Source organism: Arthrobacter caoxuetaonis (assembly GCF_023921125.1).
Taxonomy (GTDB): Bacteria; Actinomycetota; Actinomycetes; order Actinomycetales; family Micrococcaceae; genus Arthrobacter_B; species Arthrobacter_B caoxuetaonis.
In genome coordinates this window covers 3,366,922-3,381,074 of the sequence record NZ_CP099466.1, presented here as the reverse complement: position 1 = coordinate 3,381,074, position 14,153 = coordinate 3,366,922, and the positions used below count along the sequence as shown (strand labels likewise).

14 protein-coding genes are annotated in these 14,153 nt (G+C 65.6%); 8 read left to right on the top strand and 6 right to left on the bottom strand.

Features of this window, described 5'->3' with window-relative positions; all coding sequences use genetic code 11:
* Nucleotides 1-2 precede the first annotated feature (2 nt).
* The 3 genes from pucL (at nt 3) to NF551_RS15680 (ending at nt 3,355) form a co-directional block, all read left to right on the top strand.
* Complete coding sequence (gene pucL, locus NF551_RS15690; RefSeq protein ID WP_227896009.1) at nt 3-929, top strand: factor-independent urate hydroxylase; 927 nt, start codon at nt 3-5, stop codon at nt 927-929.
* Nucleotides 929-2,446 carry a nucleobase:cation symporter-2 family protein gene (locus NF551_RS15685; RefSeq protein ID WP_227896008.1) on the top strand — a complete coding sequence of 506 codons (1,518 nt, stop codon included), beginning with the start codon at nt 929-931 and terminating at the stop codon, nt 2,444-2,446. Before pucL ends, NF551_RS15685 begins: the two co-directional genes overlap by 1 nt.
* Nucleotides 2,447-2,509: 63 nt before the next feature.
* On the top strand, nt 2,510-3,355 hold the full coding sequence (locus tag NF551_RS15680) for an HpcH/HpaI aldolase/citrate lyase family protein (protein WP_227896007.1): 846 nt from the start codon (nt 2,510-2,512) through the stop codon (nt 3,353-3,355).
* A 370-nt stretch (nt 3,356-3,725) separates the two neighbouring features.
* On the opposite strand, the gene NF551_RS15675 is transcribed toward NF551_RS15680, so the two are convergent.
* From NF551_RS15675 to NF551_RS15665, 3 genes are all read right to left on the bottom strand, one after another.
* Entirely contained in the window at nt 3,726-4,355 is a 630-nt protein-coding gene (locus tag NF551_RS15675) for a dienelactone hydrolase family protein (protein ID WP_227896006.1), read from the bottom strand.
* A 9-nt stretch (nt 4,356-4,364) separates the two neighbouring features.
* Nucleotides 4,365-4,832 carry a ribonuclease E activity regulator RraA gene (gene rraA / locus NF551_RS15670; RefSeq protein WP_227896005.1) on the bottom strand — a complete coding sequence of 156 codons (468 nt, stop codon included), beginning with the start codon at nt 4,830-4,832 and terminating at the stop codon, nt 4,365-4,367.
* Between the two features lie 77 nt (nt 4,833-4,909).
* Nucleotides 4,910-5,476 carry a TetR/AcrR family transcriptional regulator gene (locus tag NF551_RS15665; protein WP_227896004.1) on the bottom strand — a complete coding sequence of 189 codons (567 nt, stop codon included), beginning with the start codon at nt 5,474-5,476 and terminating at the stop codon, nt 4,910-4,912.
* A 211-nt stretch (nt 5,477-5,687) separates the two neighbouring features.
* On the opposite strand from NF551_RS15665, the gene NF551_RS15660 reads away from it, so the two are divergent.
* Nucleotides 5,688-7,295, top strand: a complete 1,608-nt coding sequence (locus NF551_RS15660; protein ID WP_227896075.1) for an MFS transporter — start codon at nt 5,688-5,690, stop codon at nt 7,293-7,295.
* Nucleotides 7,296-7,309: 14 nt separating this feature from the next.
* On the opposite strand, the gene NF551_RS15655 is transcribed toward NF551_RS15660, so the two are convergent.
* Entirely contained in the window at nt 7,310-7,750 is a 441-nt protein-coding gene (locus NF551_RS15655; protein WP_227896003.1) for a universal stress protein, read from the bottom strand.
* A 443-nt stretch (nt 7,751-8,193) separates the two neighbouring features.
* Between NF551_RS15655 and NF551_RS15650 the strand changes: the two genes are divergently transcribed.
* The 3 genes from NF551_RS15650 (at nt 8,194) to NF551_RS15640 (ending at nt 10,857) form a co-directional block, all read left to right on the top strand.
* Nucleotides 8,194-9,102 (top strand): SDR family oxidoreductase, encoded by a 909-nt coding sequence (locus NF551_RS15650; RefSeq protein WP_227896002.1) that lies wholly within the window; start codon nt 8,194-8,196, stop codon nt 9,100-9,102.
* A gap of 278 nt (nt 9,103-9,380) precedes the next feature.
* Nucleotides 9,381-9,554, top strand: a complete 174-nt coding sequence (locus NF551_RS15645) for a hypothetical protein (RefSeq protein WP_227896001.1) — start codon at nt 9,381-9,383, stop codon at nt 9,552-9,554.
* Nucleotides 9,555-9,672: 118 nt separating this feature from the next.
* Entirely contained in the window at nt 9,673-10,857 is a 1,185-nt protein-coding gene (locus NF551_RS15640; RefSeq protein WP_227896000.1) for an acyl-CoA dehydrogenase family protein, read from the top strand.
* A 102-nt stretch (nt 10,858-10,959) separates the two neighbouring features.
* Here the strand turns inward: NF551_RS15640 and NF551_RS15635 are convergent, their stop codons facing one another.
* Nucleotides 10,960-11,862, bottom strand: a complete 903-nt coding sequence (locus tag NF551_RS15635) for a YrzE family protein (RefSeq protein WP_227895999.1) — start codon at nt 11,860-11,862, stop codon at nt 10,960-10,962.
* A 121-nt stretch (nt 11,863-11,983) separates the two neighbouring features.
* Between NF551_RS15635 and NF551_RS15630 the strand changes: the two genes are divergently transcribed.
* Nucleotides 11,984-12,484 carry a DUF456 domain-containing protein gene (locus tag NF551_RS15630; RefSeq protein ID WP_227895998.1) on the top strand — a complete coding sequence of 167 codons (501 nt, stop codon included), beginning with the start codon at nt 11,984-11,986 and terminating at the stop codon, nt 12,482-12,484.
* Between the two features lie 102 nt (nt 12,485-12,586).
* Here the strand turns inward: NF551_RS15630 and NF551_RS15625 are convergent, their stop codons facing one another.
* A complete protein-coding gene (locus tag NF551_RS15625; protein ID WP_227895997.1) occupies nt 12,587-14,107 on the bottom strand; it encodes a S10 family peptidase in 1,521 nt (506 codons plus the stop codon).
* Between the last annotated feature and the right edge of the window lie 46 nt (nt 14,108-14,153).

Sequence of the window (14,153 nt, the reverse complement as noted above, 5' to 3'; positions counted from 1 at the left end):
CCATGACCTCAACAACGCACACTGCCGGAGCCGGCGGAGCGGAAACTGCCCGAATCGTGCTCGGACCCAACCAGTACGGCAAAGCCGAGGTCCGGCTCGTGAAGGTCACCCGTGACACGGCCAGGCACAGCATCGAAGACCTCAGCGTCACGTCGCAGCTCCACGGCGATTTTGAAGCCGCGCACACGGAGGGCAACAACGCCCACGTCGTCGCCACGGACACCCAGAAGAACACCATCTATGCCTTCGCCCGCGACGGGGTCAGCTCTCCGGAGGCCTTCCTGCTCCGGCTCGCCGAGCACTTCACCTCCGGATTCGACTGGGTGAGCGGCGGACGCTGGGCCGCCGAGCAGTACTTCTGGAACCGGATCAGCGACCACGACCATGCCTTCGCCAAAGACAAGAGCGAAGTCCGTACCGCAGTCCTGCTGGCCGAAGGTTCCGGCCGGCACCTGGTGGCCGGTATCTCCGGCCTCACCGTCCTGAAGACCACGGGCTCGGAGTTCCATGGCTTTCCGCGGGACCGCTACACCACCCTCGGCGAGACAACGGACCGGATCCTGGCGACCGACGTCAGCGCCAAATGGCGCTACGGCTCGGTGGACGGCATCGACTTCAATGCTTCCTACGCCTCCGTGCGGCAGCTGATGCTGGACGCTTTCGCGAACACGCATTCCCTGGCGCTGCAGCAGACCATGTTCGAGATGGGCAAGGCCGTGCTGGCTGCCCATCCGGAAATCGAAGAGGTCCGGCTCTCGCTGCCGAACAACCACCACTTCCTCGTAGACCTTGAGCCGTTTGGCCTGGACAACCCGGGCGAGGTGTTTTTCGCCGCGGACCGCCCGTACGGGCTGATTGAAGCTGCGGTCCAGCGCGAAGGCAGCACCGGGACCAGTCCGGTGTGGAACACGATTGCAGGATTCTGCTGATGCGCCGCCGTAACGCCGAGGCCGGGAAGCCGTCGGGCCGGGGCGGGAAGCCGGCCCGGCCGGAAGATGAAGTCCTGCCGCTGGGGAGCACCTTCGCCTACGGGTTCCAGCACGTGCTGACCATGTACGGCGGAATCATCGCTCCGCCGCTGATCATCGGTTCGGCAGCGGGGATGGACTCGGCGGACATCGGCCTGCTGATCGCCGCCTGCCTTTTTGTCGGAGGTGCGGCAACGCTGCTGCAGACTCTCGGGGTTCCGTTCTTCGGGTCCCAGCTTCCGCTGGTCCAGGGTGTTTCCTTCGCCGGCGTGGCCACCATGACGGCCATCCTCAGCGGGGGCGGAGGTATCCAGGCGGTCTTCGGTGCCGTGATAGCCGCATCGGTCATCGGCCTGCTGATCACCCCGATCTTCGCCAAAGTCATCCGCTTCTTCCCGCCGGTGGTCAACGGCGTCGTGATCACCACGATCGGCCTCACGCTGATGCCGGTAGCCGCGAACTGGGCGATGGGCGGCAGCGCCCAGGCCGAGGACTACGGCAGTGTGTCCAACATTGGGCTGGCCGCCCTGACTCTGGCGGCCGTACTGCTGCTCAGCAAGCTCGGCAGCGGCACCATCTCGCGGCTGTCCATCCTCCTTGCGATCGTGTTCGGCACGCTGTTCGCCGTCGTCATTGGCAAAGCCGACTTCTCCGGCGTCGGGGAGGGGCCGGTCTTCGCCCTGCCCACCCCGTTTGCGTTCGGCATGCCGACGTTCGAGGTCGCGGCCATCATCTCGATGTGCATCGTCATCCTCGTGACACTGACGGAAACGACGGCGGACATCCTCGCGGTCGGCGAAATCGTGGACACGAAGGTCGATTCCAAGCGGATTGCCAACGGGCTGCGGGCGGACATGCTCTCCAGCGCCCTCTCGCCGGTTTTCAACTCCTTCACCCAGAGCGCGTTCGCCCAGAACGTCGGCCTGGTGGCGATCACCGGAGTCAAGAGCCGCTTTGTGGTCAGCGCCGGCGGCCTGATCCTGGTGATCCTGGGCCTGCTGCCGGTCCTGGGCCGGGTTGTTGCCGCGGTGCCGACGCCGGTCCTCGGCGGCGCCGGAATCGTCCTGTTCGGCACGGTTGCCGCCAGCGGAATCCGCACCCTGGCGAAGGTGGACTACAAGAACAACATGAACCTGATCATCGTCGCAGCCTCGATCGGCTTCGGTATGATCCCCATCGCGGCACCGGCGTTCTACGACCAGTTCCCGTCCTGGTTCAGCACCATCTTCCACTCCGGCATCAGTTCCGCCGCCGTCATGGCGATCCTGCTCAACATCCTTTTCAACCACATCAAGGCCGGCAACCCCGAGGATCCCAGTGTCTTCGCGGAAGCGCCGGTGCGGGTCATCCGCACCGAGCAGCTGCGGATGCTCCGGGAAGGGGACCACATCAAGGACGGGAAACTGCTCGACGCGGAGGGCCAGGAAATCGCCGTCGTCACACCGGGGCAGGAACAGAACCAACCTGAAGTGAAGTAATCGTTGTCACATGCATACTGCCCCCGTTGGGATAACGCCGGGGCGGGAAAGTAGGCTCATTCCATGGCCCCATTCCGTAACAGCCGCGCTGCGGCGCTGCCCGCGAAACTTTCCCGCTCCTGGCTCCTGGCCTCCGCCGCGGACGAAGCGAATTTTGCGCCCGCCCTGGCATCGGAAGCCGACTCGGTCGTCTTCGACATGGAGGACGCCGTACCAGCCGCCGGCAAGGCAGAGGCGCGGGAACGGGTCGTGGAGGCGCTCTCCACGGGCATGACGGCCTGGGTGCGTGTCAACGGCATCGAGACCGAATACTGGGCCGACGATCTCGCGGCGCTCTCCAAGGCACCGGGCCTGCGCGGCGTCATGCTGGCCATGACCGAGAAGCCTGAGCAGGTAACCCACACGGCGATGCGGCTGCAGGCCGGCACTCCGGTGCTCGCCCTGGTCGAATCGGCCCTGGGCATCGAAAATGCGACGGCGATCGCCAGCGCCCCGGGCACCTTCCGGCTCGCCTTCGGCGTGGGCGACTTCCGCCGCGACACCGGCGCCTCCGATGATCCGATGGCGCTGGCCTATGCCCGCTCCAAGCTGGTGGTGGCCTCCCGCGTGGGGCAGCTGCCGGGCCCGATCGACGGACCGACGCCCGGAACCCTCGGCGAAAAGCTGCTGGACGCGTGCAAGGTCACGGCCTCCATGGGCATGACCGGCAAACTCTGCCTGATGCCCGAAGCTGCGGACACCATTAACAAGGGGCTCTCGCCCAGTGAGTCCGAGATTGTCTGGGCGCACGAACTGCTGGACGCGCACGCTGCCGGCGCCGTCGTCGGCGATGGGTCCTACCTGCCGCGGCTGGCGCGTGCCCAGAAGATTTCCTCGCTGGCCGACTCGTACGGTCTCTGGAACGCCTAGCCTTCCGAACGCAGGAAGCCGCAGTCCGTGCCCTTAGGGTGCGGACTGCGGATCTTTAATGGGTGTTGACGCTTGAGGGGGCCAGGGCGCCGGCAGTCAAGATGTGGGCCGAGTGCTGGAAGCCCCTGAGCCGGCGCCGCCGCCTTGCCGTGAGCTCTGGTTTCCGGTCCTCTGTTGCTGCAATAACGCAGCTATGGAAGGGGGTCGGCCATTCATTGCTGCAATAACGTTGTTGTCGGACCCTGAAAGCGGCGTTACTGCAGCAAAGGATGTAGGGGAGTACCTCTAAGCAGCGTTATCGCAGCAATGGATGGATCCAGGCCGCAGGGGGTCCGGCCGCCCGGGCAGCAGGACGCCGGCGCGGACCCGGTCAGCCGTCCAGGCCAGCCAGCAGCTCCAGCACACTTCCGGTCAGGGCGTGCGCGTAGTCTTCGTCGTAGTCCGGGGAGCTGATGTCGGCGAAGAAATGGGAGCTGCCCGGATAGAGGATGAGCTTGACGGCCGCGGCGTCGACCGAGTTTCCCCCGCCCCAGGAGCCGCCTGACTCCGTAAAGACGGAATCGACCAGGTTCACGGCGGCGTCGAGGTCGCCTTCTTCCACGAAGACCGGGTCCTCCGCCATGGCGTGGATCTGCAGCGGTACACCCGCGGGCCAGGCGTCAGCGTAGGTGCCCGGAGGAACGCAGCCGCTGACCAGCACCGCAGCGCGGGCACCGGCGCGGGTCTGGGCCAGGCGCTGTGCAGGCATCACCCCGAGGGAAAACCCCACATAGACAAGATCGGCCGGCAGCCGTTCGGCGATCCGTACGCCCAGGGACTCGATGACGTCGAAGCCGATTTCTTCGGCGTATGCCCGGCCCGTTTCGAGGCTGCCGAACGTGCGTCCGTCATACAGGTCCGGAGCGGTGACAGTATGGCCGGCGTCCCGCAGCAGGTCCGCCACCGCATCCATTCCCGGGGTCAGCCCGAGTTCGTGGTGGAACAGCAGGACATGGGACACGTCCGGCTCCTAGCGTTCAACCAGGATGCCGTCTTCATCGGCGTACAGGACAGCGCCGGGGCGGAACATCACGCCGCCGAACTCCACGGGAACGTCCACTTCGCCAACGGAGTCCTTCGCGCTCTTGCGCGGGTTGGAGCCGAGCGCCTTCACGCCCAGGGGAAGCTTGGCAACGGCGGCCCGGTCGCGGATGGGTCCGTTAATGACGACGCCGGCCCAGCCGTTTGCGACGGCGGCCTCCGCAATCATGTCCCCCATCAGGGCGGTGTTCAGCGACCCGCCGCCGTCAACCACCAGCACAGCGCCGTTTCCCGGGGAGTTCAGCGTGGACTTCACCAGTCCGTTGTCCTCCAGGCAGCGGATGGTGCGGACCGGGCCGGTAAACCGGGTGTGTCCGCCGAGGTCCTGGAACTGCAGGGACACCGAAGCCAGTGCCTCGCCGTGTTCGTCATAGAGGTCTGCTGTGCTGGTTTCCATGGCACATACTGTGCCACACGGCACACGTGTTACGCGGAAGCCACCGTGCGGTGACGGCGTCTGCGCGGGACCAAAGGTCAGCCGCGCTTGGCGGAGGCCTGCTCCTTGAGCAGATCCACGATGTCCAGGAGCTCTTCCACCGGGCCGGACGTGGGTGAGTTCTTATCCTGCGGCCAGCCGCCGGGCAGCCCTTCGTTGTAATAGAGTCCGTCACCCAACAGCATGATGGCGCGGGCTGTCGCACGGTCGCCGACCTCGGCGACCACCAGGTCGAACCAGTCGCGGTGGATTTGCTGCAGCAGCTCGGAAGCAGCGGCGTCGTTGGCCTGCGCCAGCCGCACGGCGCCGATGAGCGCGCGGTCCAGGTCGCTTCCAACGTAGAGGGACTCGCGGACGAGGAAGCGGGCGGGCCCGTCAGGAGCTGTCCGCATGTCTTCCAGCTCCTTGGCGGCGAGCAGGCGCAGCCGGTCCAGGAGGCCTGCGGCCAGGGCTTCCTTGTTCTTGAAGTGGTAGAGCAGCCCGCCCTTGGAGACTCCGGCCAATGCCGTCACTGCGTCCAGGGTGGCTCCGCGGGGACCTTCGTTGATCAGCAGTTCCTCATAGGCGGACAGGACGCGGTCCCGTGCGGATGTCTGTGCAGGCATGGCTTTACGGTACGGCATCGGCTGCTGTACAGTCTAGACGGTACAGTAACGTGCGGGTGGCTCCCCGGCGTCCGCCTGTACGTCTATGTCACCCCAACTTTTTGGCAGGCACAGCCCTGCCCGCATCCAAGGAGGAATTGTGCCTGCGGTACAGGAACGGCCCGTGCTCCAGCGAGCTGGAAAGCGTGAATGGCTGGGACTGGCGGTGCTTATGCTCGTGGTCCTGCTGGTTGCGGTCGACAACACCGTGCTCAGCTTTGCCGTCCCCTCACTTTCCCGTGCCCTGGCGCCCACCGGGACGGAGCTGCTGTGGATCATTGACATCTATGCGCTGATCCTCGCCGGCCTCCTGGTGCCGATGGGCAGCCTGGGGGACAGGTTCGGGCGGCGGAAGCTGCTTATGATCGGCACGGCCGGGTTTGGACTGGTTTCTGTCGTTGCAGCATTCGCACCGTCCGCCGAGGCGCTGATCGGTGCCCGTGCGCTGCTCGGGTTCTTCGGAGCCATGCTGATGCCTGCAACCCTGTCCATCATCCGGAACATGTTCGTGGTGCCGGGCCAACGCCGGATCGCCATCGCGGTCTGGGCTGCCGGCTTCTCCGGCGGCGCGGCCCTGGGGCCGATCGTCGGCGGCACCCTGCTGGAACACTTCTGGTGGGGTTCGGTCTTCCTCCTTGCCGTCCCGGTGCTGATCCCGCTGCTGGTCTTCGGGCCGCGCCTGCTGCCGGAGTCCCGGGATCCGTTGCCCGGCAAGATTGATCCCCTGAGCATCGTGCTGGTCATGGCCACCATGTTCCCGCTGGTCTACGGCATCAAGTCCATCTCCACGCACGGGCTGGATGCCTACTCCCTGGTGCCGATGGCGGCTGGCCTGCTCTTCGGTGCTGCCTTTGTGCGCCGCCAGCTGCGCCGGCCCGAGCCGATGCTCGACGTCCGGCTCTTCCGCAACCCCGTCTTCAGTGGTTCCATTTCCGCGAACCTGCTCAGCGTCTTCGCCCAGGTGGGCTTCATCCTCTTCCTCTCCCAGCACCTGCAGCTGGTCCTGGGGCAGACGCCCCGTGAGGCAGGCCTGATGATGCTGCCCGGCCTGATGCTCACGATCGTGGCCGGCTTGGCTGTTGTCCGGGTGGTGCGCAGGGTGCGCCCGGCCTACGCGGTGGCAGGCGGATTGGCCTTCAGCGCCGTCGGCTACAGTGTGGTGCTGCTGACCGGCCACAACGAAAGCCCGCTGGGCCTGGTGATCGCCTTTATGCTGCTGGGCATCGGCGTCGGCTCTGCCGAGACCATCTCCAACGACCTGATTCTGGGCAGCGTACCGCCGGCCAAGGCCGGTGCCGCGTCTGCCATCTCCGAAACGGCGTATGAAGTCGGCGCCGTGCTCGGTACCGCCGTACTGGGCAGCATTCTCACCGCCGGCTACCGCAACGGCATTGCACTGCCTGGCGGCATGGATCCGGCAGCGGCCTCCGCCGCGTCGGAGACCCTCGGGGGTGCCGTGGAAGCCGCCAAAACCCTGCCGGGTCCGCAGGCCGCGGAGCTGCTGTCCTCAGCCCAGGCTGCGTTCGACTCCGGTGTGGTGGCGACGTCGCTGATCGGCATTGTGCTGATGGTGGCCGCTGCGGTCGGCGCCGTGTTCACGCTGCGCCGGGTTGCCGCAGACAAGGATGCGGTGCACGACGGCGGTGCTCCCGCCGCACCAGGTGCCGCACCGGCAGCGGCTCTTTCCGCGCCCGGCGGGGTTACCGCTGAAGATGGCTCCGCTGACCGGGATGCCCAGGCCGAACTCGCAGGGAGCGGCGCCTGCCCGGCTCCCCGCTAAGGCAGATCTGCCGGTTATTCCTTTTCCGGCGGATGGACGATCAGCACGGGGCAGTGGGCATGGGCTGCAGCTGCGGAACTGACTGAACCAAGCAGCAGTCCCGCAAAGCCGCCCCTGCCCCGGCTGCCGACCACCAGCATTTCCGCGTTCCTGCTGGCTTCCACCAGCACCTGCACCGGCTGGCCGGACACAGCGAGTTTGGTGAGCCCTTCGGGAACGTCATCGCCGAACGCCTTCAGTATGGACTCGTTCAAGGCCTCTTCTGCATCCACCCTCGGCGACCACTCAGCAGATGCCACCGGGGCGGTCAGTGCGATGGGATGGCTCCAGACCGTTACGGCCTCAATCCGGCACTGCAGGAGCTCCGCCAGCCGGCGCGCTGTTTGCAGTGCCACGATTGACAGGGCGGAACTGTCCACGCCCACCACGATCAGCTTGCGTCCGTTGGTTGTCATGGTTCGTGTTCCCGTCTGTCCGCTGCGGATCGAACTCCTGCAGAAAGTCTGCCGCTCGCGCCGGGTTTTTCCTAGACCCGGCCTTGTTCGTACTACCGGCAGGTGCCCGCCAACGACTCCACGCTCCCGAGCCGCCGGACTGTTCCTCACCCGTCAGCGGCATTCCGCGTAGACTGATCGGACCATGCGACACATGAACAAGTACCGCACGCCCATTGTCTGGCTCCTGATTATCGGCCTGGTTGGCAGCATCAGCGTCGGCTTCCTCGGGCTCTTTTTCTAAAGCCTCCAGTACCTCTTTTCCGCCCGCCCACCGTCCGGGCCACAGGCCGGGTTTGCCCGCCGCTGCCATCCCCCAATAGGATACTAAGCATGCTTACCTAATGTAGGCGGCCGCGAGTTGCGGCTCCATATCCATGCACAATGGGAAGTGGGGAAACTTAATGGCCAACGGAAACACTTCGGACCAGTACACGTTCCAGGATCCGGTCAACCGGTATCCCTCGGTCAGTCCGCCCAAGCAGGACCAGCCCGAGCCCGGCCTCGATGCCGACCTCGAGCCCAAGACAGACCGCGGCGAGGACTCCTACCGCGGAACCGGTCGGCTTCAAGGCCGCAAGGCGCTGATCACCGGTGCAGACTCCGGCATCGGCGCGGCAGTGGCTATCGCCTTCGCCCGGGAAGGCGCCGACGTCGCGCTTTCCTACCTGCCGGAGGAAGAGGAAGACGCCGCCAGGGTCATTGAGGTCATCAAGGGTGCCGGCCGCACCGCCGTCGCGCTTCCCGGCGACCTCCGTGACGCCGGGTACTGCATCCAGGTGGTGCAGGACGCCGTAGACGGCCTGGGCGGCTTGGACATCCTGGTCAACAATGCCGGCAAGCAGGTTGCCGTGGAGAACCTTGAAGACCTCAGCGACGAACAGCTGGATGACACCTTCAAGACCAACATCTACTCCTTCTTCCGGGTGACCAAGGCTGCGCTGCCGCATCTCCCGGCCGGTTCGAGCATTATCAACTCGACGTCAATCCAGGCCTACAGTCCGTCCCCGCACCTGCTGGACTACGCCAGCACCAAGGCTGCGATCAACAACTTCACCAAGGGCCTGGCCCAGCAGCTGGCGCCCAAGGGCATCCGCGTGAACGCTGTGGCTCCCGGTCCGTTCTGGACCCCGCTGCAGGTTTCCGACGGACAGCCCAAGGACGCCTTGCCGGAGTTCGGCAAGGACACGCCCCTTGGCCGCGCCGGCCAGCCTACCGAGCTTGCACCGGCCTACGTCTTCCTGGCATCCCCGGAGTCCAGCTACGTGGTGGGTGAAACGCTCAACGTCAACGGCGGAATGCCTTCGCCGTAAGTTCCGGATAGAGAAGCCGGCCCCGCATCGCGCGGGGCCGGTTTTTTTGCGTTCAAGACACAGCGGCCTGTCCATGAATAACAGGCAACTGGAGTCAAGTTCCCAGCGGCTTATCTAAACGGAGGCCTCAGGTTGGGCGTCACGGCCAAAGACAGTCCATTCGCCCGGTCCTAGTGTGATGCATAGATCGGCTGCACCACCGGTCACGCGCCGCCGGCGCAGTGGCCGTTATTCGCCTTCCGGCTGCCCGCTGCACAACCCATGCGAGAGGACCTGGCATGCACGCCACCCTAGGAACCATTGACACAGCACCTGTTCATAACGGGCACGGTGCCAGCCGCGACGAGTACTCGGAACGCGCCTATCAGGCCGGCGCCCGTTACCTCGCCGCCGTAGATGAAATCCTGGGAACGGTCCGGGCCGGCCGTGAGGACCGCACGCTATATTGCTAATCCCATGGACGCCCGCCCTGTGCACCCGTGTTCCTCCTGGCTTGGGCGAACATCAAGACCTTCTTTGCAGCACGACCACCATCCATTATTCGAACCCCAGCTAATGAGGGAAAGACAGATGACTACCGACGCACTGACAACCGAACTTGAACCGAGCGATCTCATTGATTTCGATGCCCTGCTCTCTCCCGACGAACTGAAATTGCGGAACCAGGTCCGGGCGTTTGTCCAGGCGGAAATAAAACCGAACATCGCGGCTTGGTACGAAGACGCGCACTTTCCTCTGGAGATCGTCCCCAAGATGGCCAAGCTTGGCCTGCTGGGAATGCATCTGAACGGTTATGGCTGCGCCGGGCGTTCCGCAGTGGAATACGGATTGGCCGGGGCGGAACTGGAAGCCGGGGACTCCGGGCTGCGGACTTTCGTCTCGGTCCAGGGCTCGCTGGCCATGTCCGCCATCCACAAACACGGCTCGGAAGAACAAAAGAAGCAGTGGCTGCCGGCCATGGCTGCAGGCCAGGCCATCGGGTGCTTCGGCCTCACTGAACCCACAGCGGGTTCCGACCCCTCCAGCATGACCACCTTTGCCCGCCGCGACGGCGATGACTGGGTGCTCAACGGTACCAAGCGCTGGATCGGTCTGGCATCCGTAGCGCAAGTGGCCGTGATCTGGGCGCAGACCGAGGGCGGTATTCGGGGATTCGTGGTCCCCACTGAGACCCCCGGATTCACCGCCACCCCGATTGAACCGAAACTCTCTATGCGGGCCTCGATCCAGTGCGAAATTGAACTGACTGAAGTGCGCCTGCCCGCTGAGGCCGTCCTTCCCGGCGCCGTAGGCCTCAGGGGACCCTTCTCCTGCCTGAACGAGGCCCGTTACGGCATTATCTGGGGTGCCATGGGTGCGGCACGGGACGCCTTTGAGGATGCACTGGCCTATGCCCAGACGCGGATGCAGTTCGAGAAACCGCTGGCCGGGTATCAGCTGACCCAGCAGAAGCTGGTGGACATGGCCCTGGAGATCAACAAAGGATTCCTGCTGGCGCTGCACATCGGACGCAAGAAAGACGCCGGGACGCTGGGCCTCCACCAGATCTCTCTGGGCAAGCTGAACAACTGCCGGGAGGCGATCGCCATTTGCCGGGAAGCCCGGACAATACTGGGCGGGAACGGCATCACCTTGGACTACTCTCCGCTGCGTCACGCGAACAACCTGGAATCCGTTCGGACCTATGAGGGAACCGACGAGGTGCACACGCTGATTCTGGGCAACAAGCTCACCGGCGTCCCGGCCTTCCGCTAGAGATATCTGTGCAGTCGAACTGTGCCCTTGGATGAAATGAGGTGTTCGGACCCAACAAACCGGCCCCGGCATGATGCCCCGGGGTCGGATTGTTGGGTTGCCCTACGTGGTTCGGGGCTCCGGGGTGAACTTGGCGCGGTCCACCCGGCGGTGGAAGCGCATGCCGGCCAGTCCGCCCAGAATGGCGCCGATGAGGCTGACCACCACGGTAGCCAGGAGCGCCAGCCAGGTTCCGGCGCTCACGTCGCCCAGGTCCTGGGGCAGGGATGCCACAGTGTTCAGCTGGGTGAGGCTGCGGATGTCATCGTTCAGGATCAGGCCCAGGATGATGACGACGGCGGCGGCCACCAGCGCCCAGAGCCACACGGCCACACCCTGCTTGGCTCCGTTGAACCGTGCCATCCGCCCTGCGACGTAGCCGCCGGCGTAGTAGGCGAGCAGCAGGACAGCCAACGTGATGATCGCTCCGACCAGGTTGGCGGACTGGTTGGAGGTGACCTGGTCGAGGGCGGCGCCCAGGTCGCTGTCAGTCGAGACGCCGACTGCAGCACCAATGGCTGCGGCCAGGGCGGAGAGGAGCACCACCATGCCGGTGGCGGTCAGCCACCCGAAGAACGCAGCGCCGAACTTGATGCCGCCGAAGCGCTCGCGTTCTGCCGCCAGCAGCGCTTCCCGGTTCGGCATGACAGGTTGCTCTGCGGCCTGGTGGCGGCCGTCGTGTCCGTCAGTCCGGTGGGCGGTGCCGTCCGGGTCCCTGGTGCCGGTGGCGCCGGTGTTCAGCGCTTCCGTGTCATTGGTGCCGGAACTGCCTGAATTGCCGGTGGTTTCGGCGCGGCCGGTGTGTTCCCCGCGCGAAGGTGTCTCCAGCCGGCGGGTGACGTCCGGCTCGTTGTCGGTGCTGGATGGGCGGGGCGATGCGGTGCCCGCGTCCTCGCGGGAAGGGGTTTCGTCTGCCTGCCGGCGGCGGGGTTCACCCGCAGCGGTGCTGCCTGATTCGGTACTCATCTGCTTCTCCTGTTGCCGTTGGGGGTGCCGGACTGAAGGTGATGACTTCATAAGTAACCTTACTGTAGCGTCAGTTGTCTGGTTTCTGCCTCCGGGCCCGCCGCGTGGAAGACTTGGCCGCATGGATACGGACCTCATCATCACCCTCGTCGCCGGCCTGCTGATCGCCGTGGGTGTGGCAGGAATTGTGGTGCCTGTGCTTCCCGGCAGCATCCTGATTCTCTTGGCGTTCCTGGGCTGGGCCATTGGTGTCAGCAGCGGCGCCGGCTGGTGGTCGTTCGCTTTCGGAGCCCTGTTCGCGCTGACGGGGCTGTCCGCCAGTGCTGTCCTGACCGGCAGGAAGCTGAAACAGCGGCAAATCCCCAACCGTTCCGTGCTGATTGGTCTGGCTGCGGGCATTGCCGGGATGTTCTTTATTCCGGTGGTGGGGCTGATCGTCGGGTTTGCCGGCGGGCTCCTGCTCAGCGAATACGCCCGCCAGCGCAGCTTCCCGGCAGCGGCGTCGTCCTCCTGGGCTGCACTGAAGGCCACTGGACTGGGAATGCTGGTGGAACTTGGGCTGGCGCTCGCGGCCGGAACGGCGTGGATCATCGGCGTCTGGATCCACTTCGCCACGCGTTAGCGGCTCACATCATTCCGCGGCAGGCCGTTTTGGCCGGTAGGTACGTCCTTTTCCCCGGCCCGAGATGATGACGCCCACCGACTGGGCCGCCGCCGAATAGACCTATCCTGCGGGCGGTGAAACGAACTCCGCAAGGGCAGCAAGCTGGCCCAGCCGTGCCTCGGGCTGCAGGTACATCATGTGTCCGGCTTCGTAATAGTGGTGGGTGAAGCGCGCGCGGGCTGCGCCGGTCAGGCGCATGTGTGCCCAGACGTACTCCGCGGCGTAGTGGGGCGTGGCGCCGTCGTAGTAGCCGTAGTCCACATGCACCCGCAGGGTCGGGTTATGTGCCATCAGCCGCTCCAGGGTCTGCGTGACGTCTATCGGCACGCCCTCGAAATCCTTGTAGCTCCACGGCTGGACCCGGCCGGTCAGGACTTCATACGGAAGGTCGTTTTCGTAGCCGAGCTCAGCGCGGACGTAGTGGTTGATCGCCGCGGAGTACGGACCGTTGATCGCAGCCAGGCTGGGATCGTCCCAGTTCACGGAGGCCTGCGGGTCTTCGGCCGGAGCCGTGAAGCGCCCGTCGATCCGTCCCACGGCCAGCTCCTGCCCGCGGAGAAGTTCAGCGGAGAACTGGGCGTAGTCCCAGCGCAGGTTGGTGCGGCGGATGAACCCTGGGTCCAGGGTGGTGAGCTCGGCCAGCCGCTGCACCGCGGCGTCGAACTCTTCCTCGGTCAGGCGGGAGCCCTGGCTGAGGGCATACCCATAGTCCCTTGCCGCGTATTCCTCCGCGTCGCGGACCACATCGGCCAGCTCCCTGCCTGGATGCCTCCCGTGATAGTGCGCGATCGCCGCGTAGGTGGGCAGGTGCAGGGCGTAGGGCGTGTCCACGCCGGGGGCGAACATGAGGGTGCCCATATTCAGGACGGTGGAGATGAGGCCAAGCCCGTTGACGGACATCCCGTAGGCATCGAAGAGGCGGCCGGCGACGGCGACGGCGCGCAGCGTGCCGTAGGACTCGCCCACCAGGTACTTCGGGCTCAGCCAACGGTTGTTCCGGGTGGTCCAGAGCCGGATGACTTCCGCCACCAGGTCGCGGTCCTGCTCGAAGGCGTGGAACTCGTCCGCGGCGTTCCCGTCCACCACACGGGAGAATCCGGTGTTGACCGGGTCGATCATGACCAGGTCGGCGTGTTCCAGCAGGGTCTGCGGATTGTCGACCAGCCCGTAGGGGGCGGCCGTGAGGTTACCGGCGTCGCCCGAATCCACCAGGCGCGGCCCCAGCAGGCCCAGATGCAGCCAGACCGAAGAGGAGCCCGGACCGCCGTTGAAGGCGAAGACGACGGGACGCGGATTGGGGGAGCTGCCGGCGTCGTCGCGGTCCGCCGTGTAGGCGGCGAGGAAGATTTCCGCCTTCGGCTGGAACCCGTCCGCTTTGCCGTCAGTGGTTCCTTCCCGCCGGAACACGATCCGGCCCGTGGTGGTGGTGTAGGCGAGGCCGGAGGGGAGGACATGCCGGCGCACCGAAAGATCATCGCTGACCTGCGCGGGTCCAACCGGGTCCTTGGCGGCACCGGCAGGGTCGGTGCCGGCGGGCTGCGGGCCGGCGGACTGAGGCGAGGCGGGCTGCTGGGAAGACATACGCCAAGACCAGTTCGTCACAAAACGTTCATGATGAGCACTTTCT